Raw genomic sequence first — 17,156 nt, forward strand, 5'->3', positions numbered from 1 at the left:
TGAGGCAAGCACATAGATGCTTACCTCATCTTTTTATTTTTTGTTTATAATACTGTTTTTCTATTTCTTCATATAACCCAGTTAATTGAATCAATGAATGATAGTGATTGGGTTGATTTAATAGAAACGAAAGTCTTTCTTGAAAATTTAATGGTTTAATTGGCAATTTATTTATTTCTACTTGTAAATTTCTTAAATCCAGTATTACTACTTGATTCATCCAGCTTAAGATTGAAATCATATTCGCAACACATGAAATCATGAGATCTTTCGCTTGTTCTTTTTTCCTCATTCGAAACATTTCACTTATACTTGGCTTAATTTCTTTCCAATAATCGATCATATCAATGATTAACGATTCGGCATTTTGTATTAGTTCTTCCTTGTTACATATTTGATTAACAATATTTATTTCGTTATAAAATGGTATTGTTAGTTTACTCTTTTCATTTAGCTCTCTTATTTCTAAAGAATTATCATAGAATGGCTCAATTCGAAACTGGCTTGGTATAAAGATTATTTTCTCCATCTGTACCCTCTCATTTCAAACGTTTTTTGCCTTCTCTACAGATTGTATTTAATGGACATTCCTGACAATTAGGTCTTTGTGCTTTACAGTGATATCTTCCGAAAAATATTAATCTGTGATGCGTTAATCCCCATAATTCCATCGGTATTTTTTTCATCAATGTTTCTTCAACCTGTAAGACTGAATCTTTCCACCTACAGATGGCTAACCGTTTTGAGACTCTCTCTACGTGGGTATCAACTGCAATTGCTGGAATTCCATATGCAACTGACATCACAACATTTGCTGTCTTTCTACCAACCCCTGGAAGCTTTACAAGCTCTTCTCTTGCCTGAGGTACAATTCCATCATAATCATCTAGTAGCATTCTGCATAACTTTTGTATATTTTTTGCTTTATTTCGAAATAAACCAATTGATTTTATGTCGTTCTGTAGTTCTTCCAAACTTACTGCTAAATAGTCCTCAGGAGTTTTGTATTTTTGGAAAAGTTTTGCTGTCACTTTATTGACTAGAACATCAGTACATTGCGCTGACAAAGCAACTGCGATGACTAATTCAAATGGATTTTTATGATTCAACTCGCAATGTGCATCAGGAAACATTTCTCCTAAAGTATCGATTACTTCATTTATTTGTTTAATTGTTAACATATTACCCTTCCTTTCTTTACATAATAAAACAGACTGTCCCAAATTTCAGTGCCATGCACAACTCAAGAGACAACCTGTGTGATCTAAATTATTTTTCTAACCAATTATAAAAAGGTATTGTACCTGTGTAGTTCGTTTCATTTTGTGCCATTTGACGATCTTTTTTTCGAAAATGCTTACTATAATCAGTAGCTTTCTCAAGTGTATTTATACCGTTCTTTTTCCATTCAAATAAAATTCGATCAATATATCGAAAATTAAGTTTCCCACTCATTACAGCTTCTTTTAATGCGGCTTTAATTAAAGATTCCTCATGTTGATCTTGATCTAACCACATTGTAAGAGTTTCACACTCAAATGGAGACAATAATCGACCAAATTCTTTTTCGAAAATAGAAAAAACAGATGGCTCTTCATCTGATTTATTATTTATTTCTACTTTTATATTATGTTGGTTTTCCCCGGATTCTAAACTGTCAAGTAGCTTATTCCAAAGTGGCTCTAATGAATATGCCTCTGCACCTATTTCGATATAATCAAACTGCTCTATTATTTCAATAAAACCTTTTTTAAGCAATTCACGTATAATCTCCATACATTTTTCTTCAGAAAAAGTCATAACATTTGCTAATTGATTTGGAGTAGGAAACGAATTTCCTTTTTGCTGAAATGAATGCAATTGTAAGATCATCACTAACTCATTTTCATTTATTCCAAGTAAAGCATAACTTGTTAATAAGACAGTAGGTATACTAAGTGTACCTTCTTGAATCCACTTGATCATGCTATTTTTATTCATTTACGTACACCTCGTAATTTAGTATAGCATGTTTACTTTTATGTTAAAACAAAAAAATAGAGGTATGAGTTCATCATACCTCTACTATAAATTATGGATATAAACGGTTTAATAAACGTGGAAATGGAATTGTTTCACGAACATGTTCAACACCTGAAATCCAAGCTACAGTTCTTTCTAAACCTAAACCGAAACCTGAATGTGGTACTGAACCATATTGACGTAACTCTAAATACCATTTGTAAGCATGAGTTGCATCTAATCCATGCTCTTTTAATTTCTCTTCAAGTAATTTCATGTCGTGGATACGTTCAGATCCACCAATGATTTCTCCGTACCCTTCTGGTGCAATTAAATCTGCACATAGTACAACGTCATCACGTTCTGGATGAGGTTGCATATAGAATGGTTTGATTCCTACTGGGTAATGTGTAATAAATACTGGTTTCTCGAAGCTTTCTGCAATAGCAGTTTCATGTGGAGCTCCAAAATCATCACCCCATTGAATATCCTCGAAACCTTTTTCATGTAAAAACTTAATCGCATCATCATAAGAAATACGTGGGAATGGTGCAGTAATTTTTTCAAGCTTAGAAATGTCACGACCTAATGTTTTAAGCTCTAATTGACAATTTTTAAGAACTGATTGAACAATATAAGATACGTATTGTTCTTGAACCTCTAGATTTTCTTCAAATTCTACGAATGCCATTTCAGGTTCAATCATCCAAAACTCAATTAAATGACGACGAGTTTTCGATTTTTCTGCTCTAAATGTTGGACCGAAAGAAAATACTTTTCCTAGTGCCATAGCAGCAGCTTCCATATATAATTGTCCACTTTGTGAAAGGTAAGCATCTTCATCAAAATACTTCGTAGCAAATAATTCAGAAGTTCCTTCAGGTGCACTACCTGTTAAAATAGGTGGATCAACTTTTGCGAAACCATTCTCATTGAAAAATTCATACGTTGCACGAATGATTTCGTTACGAATTTTCATTACAGCGTGTTGGCGTCTAGAACGTAACCATAAATGACGGTTGTCCATTAAAAATTCAGTACCATGTTCTTTTGGTGTAATTGGGAAATCAACTGATTCGTGAAGAACCTTAATTCCAGTTACATTCAACTCATAACCTAGAGGAGAACGCTCGTCTTTACGTACAACTCCAGTTACATACATAGAAGTTTCTTGTGTTAGACCTTTTGCTAATTGAAATACTTCTTCCCCTACTTCTTCTTTAACTACAACACCTTGAATAAATCCAGAACCATCGCGCAGTTGAAGAAATGCGATTTTACCACTTGAACGCTTGTTTGCTAACCAAGCGCCAAGAGTAACTGTTTGATCAACGTATTTATGTACTTGATTAATTGTCGTTTTCAAAAATAACCCTCCAAAACTTATGTATAGACTAATTCCAATATAATCATTATACCCCTCTAGTTTACTCATATCAACGTAAATTGAGGAAAATAGACAAATTATCTAATAATATTATATCTGATAACATAGTTAAACTCGAGATTTCTATATTTTATTAAAAGGCTCTGTTCTAAAAAACAACATTGAAATATAGCTTAGCCCTTTAAAAACGCTGTTTTCGTATACATTGTTGCTATTTCAGTATGTGTAAGTTGATTTCCACTCCAGGATACTCGCTTTCCTAGGGGCGTGAGCTGAGCCTCCTCGTCGCATACGCTCCTGTGGGGTCTCAGCCTTCCCGCATCTCCCACAGGAGTCGAGCACCCTTCCGTTCCAATCAACTTCTGTCTTTTAAATTAAAAAAACTAATAGCAACGATTAAAAAAAAGCCTAATAAAAAGATGTATTCGCAGAAAGTGTTGCTATTTGGAGTTCCTGTGGTTCCGCTTCAGAATACTCGATTTCCGTGAGGGGACAGTGATCATACTCGGCTCATCCGCACCTGTATGGTCTCACTCTTGTCCCGCTGCTTCCACAGGAGTCGAGCACCTTCCGATCAACTTTCTTCTTTATTAATAGTTTCCTTTAACAAAACCTTTTATAAGCAACCATTTTAAGAATATGTAGTTCGAATACTTTAGATAAAATAAATCTATATTGGAGGTTGCTTTGGACACTGAGTTCGTTATTTACTAAAAATCAAGCAAAACTGACAGGTTTTAGCTAAATAACGGAATGTGTGTCCGATAAATATAGAAATTACCCTTTTTGTCACATATAACGGAACGATTGTCCGATGAATTCCATATCAAAAGTCGGTACTACTTACTTTTAGTAAAGGGCCAAAAAAAAGACTAAGCAAAGTGCTTAGCCTAAAATTTTTGCGTTCATAAATTCTTCAATTCGATCTAATGCTTTATCTAAAACTTCCTGTGAAGTTGCATATGAAAGACGAATGTTATCTGGTGAACCAAAACCTGAACCTGGAATAACTGCAACTAACGCTTTTTCTAATAAAGCTTTTACAAATTCATCTACCGTATTAAAACCCGCAAGTTCTGCCGCTTTTTTTGCATTTGGGAATAAATAAAATGCACCTTGTGGTTTCTCACATGTAAAACCAGGAATTTTGATTAAACGGTCATATGTTTTATTTAATCTCTCTTCAAACGCTACTCTCATTTCATCTACTGGTTCATCGCCTAGTTCATAAGCTTTAATAGTAGCGATTTGAGCCATTGTAGTTGGGTTAGAAGTTGAATGACTAGCTAAGTTCGTCATTGCATTAATTAGCTCTTTATTTCCAGCAGCATACCCTATTCTCCAACCTGTCATTGAATGAGACTTTGAAACCCCATTAATGATAACAGTTTGGTCTTTTAATTGAGGACTAAGCTCTGCAATTGAGACATGCTTATTACCATCATAAACTAGCTTCTCATAAATTTCGTCTGAAACGATTAAAATATCATGTTTCAAACAAACTTTACCAATTTCAAATAGTTCTTCACTAGTATAAATCATACCTGTTGGATTACTTGGTGAATTGATAATAATTGCTTTTGTTTTTTGTGTAATTGCCTCTTCAATTTGCTTTGGTGTTACTTTAAATGATTGATGCTCGTATCCTTCAATAAAAACTGGTTTACCTTCAGCTAAACTAACTTGTTCAGGATAACTTACCCAATATGGTGTAGGAATAATAACTTCATCTTCTGGATCTAGAATTGCTTGGAATAAAGTATATAATGCATGTTTTGCACCATTTGTTACAACGATCTCTGCTGGTGAGTACGAAATACCCTGATCTTTCAAAAGCTTATCACAAATCGTTTTACGTAACGATAATAATCCATTAGCAGGCGTATATTTCGTTTGACCTTTAAGCATTGCAGAATAGGCTTCCTCAATAATCGGAAGAGGTGTATTAAAATCTGGTTCCCCTGCTCCTAAGCCGATTACGTCAATACCTTGATCTTTCATTTCCTTAGCTTTTGCAGTAATCGCTAATGTAGTTGATGGTGTTAATGAACTTACGCGTTTAGCTAACTTCATTGCATTTCCCCCTAGATACTATAACGTTTTAACAACTGTCCATTTTTAAACGAAGCATAATAATAATTATAATGACCTGCATGATCTATATATTCTACTTCCCACAAAGGAATGTTGTTCTCAATTCCTAATTTTACTTTAATAATTTCTTTTGGATTACGTTCTTTTTGGACTTGGTTCATAATTTGTTTTTTTGTTAAGCCCTCTGAAGCATTGCGAGTAATAACTTTTTTGTTTTGTACCCAAGCAATGATCTTCTTGTGATCCTTATTTTCCCCTTGAAAGACAATTGCATGTTCTTTTCCAAAATAATAGTCTGAAGAGTCTATTGTTTTTATATATCCATCATCAACAACAGTTGCCTCAGCTTTCTGTATTTGACTTTTTAATGGTGACATGGCAGTTTGATACAGAAAGACAAATAGTAGTAGTATAAATACGAATCCTAACGATAGGATAATGATTAACTTTTTCATATGTACCTCAATTAAGTTCGATAAATAGTAAAAACTGCATAATCTGCATTTTCTTTATCTAATGCTAGTCCAAACATTAAGTCTTGTTCTTTTAAAGTTCTATTTAAGCTATCAACAATTTTATACAAATCACTTGTATATTTAACCTTTGTTGTTGATAAAACTTCTATATTGGATTTCATAATGCTCCTCCTAAATCCTATGTTGCATCAAATTTTATTGCAATTATATCACAATATTATGGGTTCATAAATCTATTCAACTAAACTTCTTCAATCTATTTTATCTAAAAGATTTTCAAGACAATCTGTTATGATTTTTTGATTTGGAAGTACTTCTATAAATTTTGAACCATATGTTGAATTTGTAATTCGATTGTCAAGAATAACAAAATATCCTCGGTCTTTTTCATTACGAATTAATCGACCATAACCTTGCTTAAATTTCATAATTGCAAGTGGCAATGCTAATTCAGCAAACGAATTTTTCCCTTCATTTTTAAGAAGTCTAGATTTTGCGACATACATCGGCTTTTCTGGGCTAGTAAATGGTAATCTAACAATAATGACACAGTCAAGTTCGTCATTTGGCAAATCGATTCCTTCCCAAAAAGTATTAGTACCGAATAATATCGATTGTTTCGTTTGTAAAAATTGTTTAATTAATCGTTGCTTTCCGCCTTGTGAAAACCCTTGACCTATCAAATTGAGAGATTGATCTTCAGTTTGATGCATCTTAACTTCTTCATATGTTTTCTTTAATAAATCATATGCAGTAAATAAGACTAGAGTTCTACCATTTACTTTGCTTGCAATTTTAAAAATATAGTCACCAGTTTGCTTCGCATATTCTTCTTGAGTTAATTCTTTAATTCCTTCAAGATCTGTAGGAATTAAGACAGTTACCCCTTCTTTAAATTCACTAGGAGTTGAATAGATTTTTTCAACTAGGTGATAATCTGTTAATCCAAGTTCATTTTTAAAGAAGTCAAATGAATTCTGAATAGAAAGTGTAGCTGAAGTACAGAGGATTGACTTTGCTTTATCGAATAAAAACTCTTTCAGCATTTCTTGATTCTTTACACGTTCACAATATAGGAAAGTTGAATGAAAAGATCCTTTAGCTTCTGTTTCCATCCAAGATACAAATTCTTCATTTTCTTCAAAAAGAATTTCTTTCAATTCATTTTTCATTTGAAATAGTTCATTTACAATCATTTTAAATTCATTGATCATAGATGCGATATAAGCACTCATCTGATCTGTTTCTTGTTTGATTATAAACTCTTCACAATGTTTATTAAAATTGTTACTAATCATTTCAAAACGATCGAAGCTATCTTTAAGAACTTGCCATTTTGAATATTTTTTCAATTTATGATTAATAGCAAGAGAATAACGTATATTATCTTTATTATCATCACGTTGGTTAATAAGAATAAAATCTTTTATTAAACGAAATAATTCGTCACTTTCAAATTTTAATTCTCTAACATAATAATCCGTTTTTTTCCACCAATTTTGTTTTACATTATTATTTTGAACATTATGATAAAGTTTATTAATTAAATCAACACTATCCGTTGTATTTAACCTAGAAAGTAATTGATTATATTTTATACAGGAATAAGAGCTACCAAATGTCCGACCTGCTACTTCTTCAAATAAATGTGCCTCATCAATTATAAAATGTTCAACCGATTGTAGAGTGTTTTCATGTTTTTGGATAGTAGATAATAAATATGCATGATTTGTTATCACTAAATCCGCTAATAACAAATCATTTTTCGCTTTTTGATAAAAACATTTTGAATACCATGGATTACCTCTTCGGTTTTCGCTATCATCATCACAACCTATACGATTCCAAAGCTGATATCCTCCAGAAGGTAAAGAAACTTCATCCAATACTCCTGTAGTGGTCTCAGTTAACCAGACACTAATCATTGCTTTTGTTAAAGCAAGATCATAATTATCATCATCTTCTCTTAAGATATGTTCAAATTTTTGTAAACAAATATAATGACGCTTACTTTGAATTGACGCTACTCTTAATTGAAATGGAACCAATTTTCGCAATAGAGGAAGCTGATTTTGTATCAATTGATTTTGTAATGCAATTGTACTTGTACTAATACAGATTTGTTTATTTTTTTGTTTTGAAAAATATGCTGATGGCAACAAATAGCCTATCGTTTTCCCAATGCCTGTTCCAGCCTCAGCAATTAAAAACTGGTCGTTTGTTAAAGAAGTATACACATCTGTAATATACTGCTTTTGTTCATTTCTTGGATGATAAAATTCAACTAATGCATCCATTTGTTCATCAAAGTCTTCCACTAAGAATGTATGAATATCATTAAAATTCTCATCTTCTTGTGGTAAATGAAATTTTTCATTTCTGATCGCAATCCCTCTATATTCGATAATGTCATCTCGCTCAGATGTCATCATTAAACTTTTTTCATCTAAAAGGTTGCCTATGTAAAAATGAAGATCACTTTTAAGTTGCTTCGAAATAGTATATAGGTGCTTTAATGTAGCATACGGAAGAGAATGGAGCTTTTTTAGCAAAATCCCCAACAATTCCGCTGTTACTTCTGCATCGCTATCTGCTTGATGCGGGTTTGTATGTTCGATTTTAAATGTACTAGACAAATCAGAAAGTTTATAGCTATTTAATGTTGGAAATAATATTCTCGTTAATTCAACCGTATCGAGAGATAATGTATTTAATTTCGGTTTTCCTATTCTTTCAAATTCTTCTTGGAGGAAACTTAAATCGAACATCACATTGTGTGCAACAAAAATTGCATCATCAAAAAGCGTATGTAATTCATCTGCAATTTGCTCAAATAAGGGAGCGTGCTGAACCATCTCACTATCAATCCCTGTCAGTTCTGTAATAAACTTAGGAATTGGGATTTTCGGATTTAAAAAAGTAGATAGTTGTTCAATCACTTCACCATTTTCTATCACTAGCGCAGCAATTTGAATAATTTTATCGCGACTTTTAAAGTGATTCCCTGTGGTTTCTAGATCGACAACAACAAATCTTTTCATTTTTTCACCTCCCATTAGATAACTTTTATTTATTTCTTTGACTTTGTTAAATAAGATTGTTGATATTCGAAAAAATCCACCCGCTTTCCGCGGACGAACCTCCGAGCCTCGTTTTTCCTCAAGAGTCTCGTGGATTTTATCTAAAAACTAATCTTTATTAATTATCAACAATAAACATTAAAAGAGCCATTATTTTTATGTACTTTTTTAATTAGATTAACCTAATCGTTTTAAAATAAACGAAGTAAGGGTGTCTCACTAACCTCGAGACACCCAAAACCATTTACTTTATTGTCCCAGCAATTTCTTTTCCCATTACTTCTACAATTTCATTGTTGTCATCTAAAATTGCAATACTTGGTTGATGTTTATCTAATTTTTCTTCTTCAACTTGAGCATATGCAATGATAATCACTTTATCGCCCTCTTGAACTAATCTAGCAGCCGCTCCATTTAAACAAATTACTTTACTGCCACGTTTTCCAGGGATTACATATGTCTCTAAACGTGCACCATTGTTATTATTTACAATTTGTACTTTTTCGTTTTCACGGATATCTACTGCATCCATTAAATCTTCATCAATCGTAATACTTCCTACATAATTTAAATTTGCTTCTGTTACAGTCGCACGGTGTAATTTAGCTCTCATCATTGTTCTAAACATGGTTGTTTCCTCCGGTACTTTTATGAAATTGTTAATATGATGTTGTCAATTAATCTTGCCTTAGTGAATTTAAGTGCAATAGCAATAATTATTGTTCCTTTAATTTCTGTAATCTCGTTCAATTCAGGATAGGAATATACATTTACATAATCAACTTCACCTGATGTTTTTTCTTCTAAAATTCTTTTGATTTCTTCTTCAATTTTCACTGAATTTCGCTCACCAGCATCAATTAGTGCTTTAGCATTTTGTAGGCTTTTAAAAATCGTTGGAGCTTCAGCTCTTTCTTGTTCTGATAAGTATACATTACGAGAACTTTTCGCTAATCCATCTTCTTCACGTACAATTGGTACTTTATTTAACGTAACAGGAATGTTGTAATCCTCTATTAAGCCTTCGATTACTGCTACCTGCTGTGCATCTTTTAGTCCAAAATAAACATTATGTGGTTGAACGATATTAAATAATTTTGTAACAACTAATGCTACGCCATCAAAATGTCCCGGTCTTTTTTCACCACATAATACATTCACACCATTTATTACTTGCAGTTTAGATTTTAATTTACTCGGATACATTTCTTCTACATTTGGATAAAAGATGTAATCTACCCCAGAATTTTGTGCTACTTTTTCATCTCGTTCAAAATCACGTGGATAGCTACTTAAATCTTCGTTCGGGCCAAATTGCGTAGGATTTACAAAGATACTTAATACAACGATATCATTATCTTTGCGTGCTGCTTTTAATAAAGAAGCATGGCCTTCGTGTAAATATCCCATTGTTGGGACAAAACCAATTTTCTTTCCATTTGCTCTTTGTTCTGATAATTCGTTTCGTAGTTCATTTATTGTATTAAAAATTTTCATGATTTGGCTCCTCCATAAAGAGCTTCTAGCTGTTCTTCTTTCATCGTAAATGAATGAATTCCTTCAGGAAACTGTCTTAATTTTACTTCCTCTGTATAGTTAGAAATTGCTTCTTCAATTAATGTTTGTACATCTGTATATTGTTTAACGAACTTTGGCACTCTGCCAACTCCGTAAGTGATCATATCGTGGTAAACAAGAACCTGTCCATCTGCATCAACGCCTGCACCGATTCCAATTGTTGGAATAGTTAGCATTGATGAAACTTGTTTTGTTAATTGCTTCGGAATACATTCTAATACTAATGCAAAGGCACCTGCTTCTTCACATTTTTTAGCATCCTCTAACAATTTTTTTGCACTTTCTACATCTTTTGCTTGAACTTTAAATCCTCCAAGCACACCTACAGATTGAGGTGTTAAACCTAAATGTGCAACAACAGGGACTCCAGCAGCAGTTAGAGATTTAATTACCTCTAAAACTTGTTCATCTGCTCCTTCCAGTTTTACAGCATCCGCATCCCCATCTTGCATGATTCGACATGCACTTCTCATTGCTTCTTCTTTTGATAGGTGATAAGACATAAAAGGCATATCGGTAACGACAAAAGTATTTTTAGCGCCTCTTCGTACAGCTTTTGAATGATGAATCATATCTTCAACTGTGACTTTAATGGTACTATCATACCCTAAAACAACATTACCTAGTGAATCACCAACTAAAATCATGTCAACGTTAGCTGCTTCTGATAGCTTTGCTGAAGGATAATCATAAGCTGTGATCATGACAATCGGTTCATTCTTTTGTTTCATTTGTAAAAAATCTTTAGTGGTTTTCAGTTTCATTTCCTCCTCTTTAAGGAGAGGAATATCCATTTCGACAAAATAATATCCTTTGTTCAAAATAAACAAAGGAATACTCTTCGAAAAAGCATTATTCCTCTGTCCAAGTCCATATTCGGATCAAGGCAGATCTTTTTTATTAATATAAAAAAATACGGTGTAGTTCCATAGTAGGATACCACCCAATCCACTTCTATTATAACAAGTTCTTGTTCATACGACTACATTAAATAATCGAAATATCTGCAGAATAAATTGTATGTATTTTGCCCTCTTCATCTTGTAAAAGAAGCTGGCCTTCTTCAGTAATACCAAGTGCTTTCCCAACAATTGTTTCTGAATATGTAGTAGCTGTGATTTCTCTCCCTAGAGAAATTGCATAGCTTTCCCATAATAACTTAATTGGGACAAATCCTTTTTCTAAAAAAATGGCATACAGCTTTTCCATTTCCATCAAAATAGCTTGTACAATCTTTGATCTTAAGATCTTTTTACCTTCTTCTATTCTAATTGATGTAGCTCTAGAAATTATGTCATTTGGAAACTCATCTTTCTCTTGATTTACATTTATTCCAATCCCTACAATCACACTACTAATTAAATCTGAGTCTCCATGCATTTCTGTTAAAATGCCACACACTTTTTTGTTGTTAATTAAAATATCGTTTGGCCATTTTATATTCGGCTTCAAATTAGTTACTTTTGAAATTGCAGATGCAACTGCCACTGCAGCTAGTAACGTTAATTGCGGGGCAACCTTTGGTGGTATACTCGGTTTTAAGATTATACTCATTGCAATAGCTTTACCTTCACCTGTTACCCAATTTCTTTGCAGACGGCCTCTCCCTTTAACTTGTCGTTCTGCTAATACAATCGTTCCTTCTTCTGCTCCCTTAAATACGAGTTCATTTGCAATATTTTGCGTTGACTCAACTTCTTCATAGAAAAATACATTTCTACCAAATTGTTTTGTCTCAAGACCAAGTTTAATATCAGTAGGTGTAATTTTATCAAGCTTCCCTACAATTTTATAACCAACTTTTCGAACTGCTACAATATCAATACCTTCTGTCTTTAGCTCATTCATGTATTTCCATATTGCGGTACGTGAAATTCCTAATTGCTTGCTTATGTATTCTCCAGATATAAACTCGTCTTTATTATCTGTGAACAATTTTAGTATTTGTTCTTTCACTGGCGATCCCATTGTTCAAACCACTCCCTGATTGCCGTCATTTCATTTTCTAATTGATTTTCTAAAATATTTTTTTCTACTAAGATAATGGTTTCTTTCAACCATGGACCACCTTTTTTATTTGACCAGCTTAATAGATCATTTCCGTTAATACATAAGTCAGATGATGATTTAATCGGTAATGACATGTAACGCTTTGTTAATTCCATTAACTTATCGCTATTAAATGAATGATTAATTACCATATTGATTCTTAACAACTTTATACACTTGTCTAATCCAATTCGATAAAGATCATAGTTTGTCCATTCTGACGGATTGTTATTAAGTTCATCCATTAACAATAAGATGCTTTTTCGTCTATCATTGGACATTTTCCAGCTTCTTAAAAATGGACCCGTCTCTTCTAAATTCATTTTATAAATTAGAACTGTCCATAGTTCTTCGATGGTTTCTAAGTAGTTAAGCGGCAACTGTGCAAATTTTTTTAACGAATCATTGTGTAATGCTAAATTCGGTAAAGACTTTTCTAAATGTGTTTCGATTAAGATGTTAACCGCTTCTTTTCTCCCATTTCCAAGTAACATTTTCTCAAATTCTACAAGAATTCGTTCTACCGCCACTTTTTCAATGAGGTAACCATTTTCAGAAATGCTTTCTTTCGTTTCTTGATCTAATTGGAACTGAAGTTGACTCACAAATCGAATCGCCCGCATCATTCGTAAGGCATCTTCTTTAAATCGATCGATTGATTTACCTACAGTAACAATCAATTTTTCATTTATTGCAACCTCACCTTTGAATGGATCAATTAATTCATGATCAATTGTCATAGCAATCGCATTCATCGAAAAATCTCTTCTTTTTAAATCTTCATTAATTGATGTTACAAAATTAACTGCATTTGGTCTTCGAAAATCAAGATAAGTATCTTCTGTTCTAAAAGTTGTCACTTCGTAAGATTCATTATCATGCAGAACGAGAACTGTACCATGCTGCAAACCAGTTGGTACAGTTCTTTGAAAAAGTGTCATTACCTCTTCAGGTTTTGCTGAGGTCGCGATATCAACATCACCTATTTCTCTTCTTAATAGATGATCTCGTACGCAGCCTCCAACAAAATACACATCATATCCATTATCAATCAACTTTTGTAAAACTGGTTTTGCTTTATTAAATTTATCCATTATAAACTCTTCCTAGTAGTGATTTGTAAATTGATAAATACTGATCTACAATTTTAGATGAATGAAATTTCGTTTCAACGATTTCCATTGCACGAGAAGAAATTTCCTTATGCAACTTTTCATCTTGTAAAAGCTTAATTGTATAATATGCAATTTGGTCAATATCGCCTAACTCACATAAAAATCCGTTTTCTCCATGCTGTATAACTTCAGGGATACCACCGACATTTGTACCTATACACGGAACACCACATGCCATTGCTTCTAATAATACTAAGCCAAAGCTTTCTTTTGAAGAAAGCAGAAGTTTTACATCACTAATAGAAAGTAAATCTTCAACATTTTCTTGTTTTCCTAAAAATAAAACATCCCCATCAAGTCCTAACTCTTTCACAAGCTTACAATTACTTGAAGAATCAGGGCCATCTCCCACAAGCAATAACTTAGATGGAACTTCTTCTTTTACTAAGTTAAATGCATTTATAACATCCATTGTTCGTTTTACTGGTCTAAAATTCGAAATATGAATGATTACTTTTTCATGTTCTTCGATCCCATACTGTTTTTTCAATTCGCTTCTGTCTTTTTTATGATACACTCGTTCATCAATAAAATTATAAACAGTTTGAATTTCTTTCTTTGGTTCAACTAATTCATATGTTTGTTTTACAAGGTCTTCCGAAACTGCAGTAACTGCATCGGATTGTTCGATACCAAATTTTATTAATTCGGTTAACGAGGTATCATATCCAAGCACTGTTATATCTGTTCCATGTAATGTTGTCACAATTTTTATATCATGATGAATCATATTTTTTGCAAGGAACGCACAAACAGCATGTGGTATCGCATAGTGAACATGTAATATATCTAATTTTTCTCGATTTGCTACTTCAGCCATTTTACTGGCTAACGCTAAATCATAAGGTGGGTATTGAAAAACAGAGTATTGATTTACTTCAACTGCATGATAATAAATGTTAGGATCAACTCGATTTAATCGAAATGGCATACTAGATGAAATAAAATGAATTTCATGCCCCATTTCAGCTAGTAATTTTCCAAGCTCTGTTGCAATTACTCCTGAACCACCAACAGTTGGATAACATGTAATTCCTATTTTCATTTTCATTTTTTCTCCCCTATAAAATCATTTTGGAGAAGTATTGGCCTCTTACTAATAAACCCTTCAGCATATGAAACCCCTACTTCTTTACCGAAAAGTTTTTCTCTTGCTACTACACTGTTAACATAATCATTCGTTAAAGGTGTCATTTCCCCATTTTCTCCCGGAGTAAATTGGCTTTCATAAGCATTTAGTGCTGCTATTTTGCCGTCAATTGAGTCTGAGATATCTATGTAAAAGCTAGGTTTATGAAACCCATTTATCATATAGTGGTAGAATTTATCTACTTTATGGGCATTTAAATTCAAATCCGTTTGAAACTTTTTAACGCCTGCTGAAAAAACAGCTTCTTCCACTAATCTTGAACAATTCCCGTGATCTGGATGTCTGTCAACCTCAAAAGGAGCAAATATTGCCGTTGGCTTTGTTAAACGGATCACATCAACTATTTGTTTAATGTATTCCTCTTTTAAAAATAAATGACGATCTGGCAAAGAAAGGTTAAAACGCTTTAGAACCCCCATTGCTTTATCTGCTTTTTGTGCTTCTAATTGTCTTAACTCGGTGTTCCCATTTGAAGACAATTCCGCTTCTGTTAAATCACAGATAGCGATTTTATATCCTAGTTTACTATATTTTACAATCGTTCCCGCCATTCCAATTTCTACATCATCTGGGTGTGCACCAATTGCCAGAATATCCACTTTTTCGTTCATTATTGATACCACCTACTTCTTATGATTCTTTAAATAATATAAAATTGCATTTGCCGATTCAGTGTTTGTCGCAACCGGAATATGGTATACATCGCATAAGCGAAGAAGAGCATTTACATCAGGTTCATGTGGTTGTGAAGTTAATGGGTCACGAAAGAAAAATATTGCATCCATTTGGCCTTTCGCAACTAATGCTCCAACTTCTTGATCTCCACCTAATGGACCAGATTGAAAACGTGTTATTTGTAAATTCGTATTTTCCATTACTCTTAATCCTGTTGTCCCAGTTGAAAATAAGGTTTGCTCTGAAAAAAATTGTTCATTATTTTTTATGAAATTTACAAGCGTGTCTTTTCTTTTGTCATGAGCAATTAATGCAATATTCATGCTTTACACCTACTCCATAATATTTTCAAGACCATATACAAGCTCATCAAGCTTCATTACTGTCTCAATCGAAACTTTTACACCAGACATAAATGAACCTCTATTCATTGAATCATGTTTAATTGTGAGTACTTGTCCCTCTCCTCCGAACATTACTTGTTGATGAGCTACGAGTCCCGGTAAACGAATACTATGTATTCTCATACCTTCTACATTTGCTCCTCTAGCTCCTTCAATTGTTTCAATTTCATTTGGATGCCCTTGTTGTTTAGGAACTCTTGCTCCTTTTATCATTTCAGCTGTTTTTAATGCCGTTCCTGATGGTGCATCTAATTTTTGATCATGGTGAAGCTCAAGTATTTCAATATCTTGAAAATATTTAGCGGCCATTGCTGAAAATTTCATCATTAAAATTGCGCCAATCGCAAAATTAGGAGCAATAATACAACCTGTCTCATTTGATCTAGCTAATTCTTTTAATTCTTCTAGCTCTGCTGAACTAAAACCAGTCGTACCAATTACAGTTCTAATTTTATTATTTAATGCCATAAATGCATGTTTTTTCCCTACTTCTGGATTTGTTAAATCTAGTAATACATCAAATTTTTCACTATTCATACATTCTTCAAATGTTTCGTATACATGGACATTATTCTGAACAACTGATTGGATGTCATTTAATTTAGATCCACCGTATTTATAATCTATAACTGCTACTAATTCGAATGAATCAGTTTTTTCAATTAATTGTAAAGCTTCTAATCCCATTTTACCCCTTGGCCCTGCTAGTACTACACGAATTTGATTTGTCATCTTACTCTTCCTTTCTTGTCCAGCGATCTTTATCTCTAGTATTGAATTTATTCATTACCATGTCATGAGCTTGTTCCATATCGATATTTAGACTATTTGCTAAACAAATTAAGACAAATAACACATCACCAAGTTCTTCTTCAATCGCTTTTTCTTTCTCTGTCTTTTTCTTTGGTTTTTCACCGTATGTATGATTTATTTCTCTCGCTAATTCGCCAAGTTCTTCAGTTAGTCTAGCCATCATTGCTAATGGACTAAAATAGCCTTCTTTAAATTGACTAATATATGTATCAACTTCTTGTTGAAGTTCTTTTACTGTCTTTTTGTGCATAATAAATTCAACTCCTTATTTAAA

General features: G+C 32.9%; 18 protein-coding genes. All 18 read right to left on the bottom strand.

Features of this window, described 5'->3' with window-relative positions; all coding sequences use genetic code 11:
* Positions 1–25 precede the first annotated feature (25 nt).
* Positions 26–529 (bottom strand): YpoC family protein, encoded by a 504-nt coding sequence (locus J5Y03_RS03155; RefSeq protein WP_209402452.1) that lies wholly within the window; start codon positions 527–529, stop codon positions 26–28.
* A 10-nt stretch (positions 530–539) separates the two neighbouring features.
* Entirely contained in the window at positions 540–1,181 is a 642-nt protein-coding gene (nth, locus tag J5Y03_RS03160) for an endonuclease III (RefSeq protein ID WP_209402453.1), read from the bottom strand.
* Between the two features lie 88 nt (positions 1,182–1,269).
* Positions 1,270–1,980: a DnaD domain-containing protein gene (locus J5Y03_RS03165; protein WP_209402455.1), complete on the bottom strand. Its 711-nt coding sequence runs from the start codon at positions 1,978–1,980 to the stop codon at positions 1,270–1,272.
* A 91-nt stretch (positions 1,981–2,071) separates the two neighbouring features.
* A complete protein-coding gene (gene asnS, locus J5Y03_RS03170) occupies positions 2,072–3,367 on the bottom strand; it encodes an asparagine--tRNA ligase (RefSeq protein ID WP_209402457.1) in 1,296 nt (431 codons plus the stop codon).
* A 906-nt stretch (positions 3,368–4,273) separates the two neighbouring features.
* On the bottom strand, positions 4,274–5,461 hold the full coding sequence (locus J5Y03_RS03175; RefSeq protein ID WP_209402459.1) for a pyridoxal phosphate-dependent aminotransferase: 1,188 nt from the start codon (positions 5,459–5,461) through the stop codon (positions 4,274–4,276).
* An 11-nt stretch (positions 5,462–5,472) separates the two neighbouring features.
* Positions 5,473–5,937 (bottom strand): cell wall elongation regulator TseB-like domain-containing protein, encoded by a 465-nt coding sequence (locus J5Y03_RS03180; protein ID WP_209402461.1) that lies wholly within the window; start codon positions 5,935–5,937, stop codon positions 5,473–5,475.
* 11 nt (positions 5,938–5,948) lie between these two features.
* Positions 5,949–6,119: a YpmA family protein gene (locus J5Y03_RS03185; protein ID WP_209402463.1), complete on the bottom strand. Its 171-nt coding sequence runs from the start codon at positions 6,117–6,119 to the stop codon at positions 5,949–5,951.
* 90 nt (positions 6,120–6,209) lie between these two features.
* Entirely contained in the window at positions 6,210–8,999 is a 2,790-nt protein-coding gene (dinG, locus tag J5Y03_RS03190) for an ATP-dependent DNA helicase DinG (RefSeq protein WP_209402465.1), read from the bottom strand.
* A gap of 283 nt (positions 9,000–9,282) precedes the next feature.
* Positions 9,283–9,666, bottom strand: a complete 384-nt coding sequence (panD, locus tag J5Y03_RS03195) for an aspartate 1-decarboxylase (protein ID WP_209402467.1) — start codon at positions 9,664–9,666, stop codon at positions 9,283–9,285.
* Between the two features lie 20 nt (positions 9,667–9,686).
* On the bottom strand, positions 9,687–10,535 hold the full coding sequence (gene panC, locus J5Y03_RS03200; protein ID WP_209402469.1) for a pantoate--beta-alanine ligase: 849 nt from the start codon (positions 10,533–10,535) through the stop codon (positions 9,687–9,689).
* A complete protein-coding gene (gene panB, locus J5Y03_RS03205; RefSeq protein ID WP_209403115.1) occupies positions 10,532–11,374 on the bottom strand; it encodes a 3-methyl-2-oxobutanoate hydroxymethyltransferase in 843 nt (280 codons plus the stop codon). Before panB ends, panC begins: the two co-directional genes overlap by 4 nt.
* Before the next feature lie 229 nt (positions 11,375–11,603).
* Positions 11,604–12,584, bottom strand: a complete 981-nt coding sequence (locus J5Y03_RS03210; RefSeq protein WP_209402470.1) for a biotin--[acetyl-CoA-carboxylase] ligase — start codon at positions 12,582–12,584, stop codon at positions 11,604–11,606.
* Complete coding sequence (locus J5Y03_RS03215; RefSeq protein ID WP_245208717.1) at positions 12,569–13,759, bottom strand: CCA tRNA nucleotidyltransferase; 1,191 nt, start codon at positions 13,757–13,759, stop codon at positions 12,569–12,571. Before J5Y03_RS03215 ends, J5Y03_RS03210 begins: the two co-directional genes overlap by 16 nt.
* A complete protein-coding gene (bshA, locus tag J5Y03_RS03220) occupies positions 13,752–14,891 on the bottom strand; it encodes an N-acetyl-alpha-D-glucosaminyl L-malate synthase BshA (protein WP_209402472.1) in 1,140 nt (379 codons plus the stop codon). Before bshA ends, J5Y03_RS03215 begins: the two co-directional genes overlap by 8 nt.
* Complete coding sequence (bshB1, locus tag J5Y03_RS03225; protein WP_209402474.1) at positions 14,888–15,601, bottom strand: bacillithiol biosynthesis deacetylase BshB1; 714 nt, start codon at positions 15,599–15,601, stop codon at positions 14,888–14,890. Before bshB1 ends, bshA begins: the two co-directional genes overlap by 4 nt.
* 12 nt (positions 15,602–15,613) lie before the next feature.
* Positions 15,614–15,988, bottom strand: coding sequence for a methylglyoxal synthase (gene mgsA, locus J5Y03_RS03230; RefSeq protein ID WP_209402476.1), 375 nt, complete (start codon positions 15,986–15,988; stop codon positions 15,614–15,616).
* Positions 15,989–15,997: 9 nt separating this feature from the next.
* Complete coding sequence (gene dapB / locus J5Y03_RS03235) at positions 15,998–16,801, bottom strand: 4-hydroxy-tetrahydrodipicolinate reductase (RefSeq protein ID WP_209402478.1); 804 nt, start codon at positions 16,799–16,801, stop codon at positions 15,998–16,000.
* 1 nt (position 16,802) lies between these two features.
* Positions 16,803–17,132, bottom strand: a complete 330-nt coding sequence (locus J5Y03_RS03240) for a nucleotide pyrophosphohydrolase (RefSeq protein WP_209402480.1) — start codon at positions 17,130–17,132, stop codon at positions 16,803–16,805.
* Positions 17,133–17,156 lie beyond the last annotated feature (24 nt).

The organism is Gottfriedia endophytica, from assembly GCF_017814275.1.
GTDB classification, from domain to species: domain Bacteria; phylum Bacillota; class Bacilli; order Bacillales; family Bacillaceae_G; genus Gottfriedia; species Gottfriedia endophytica.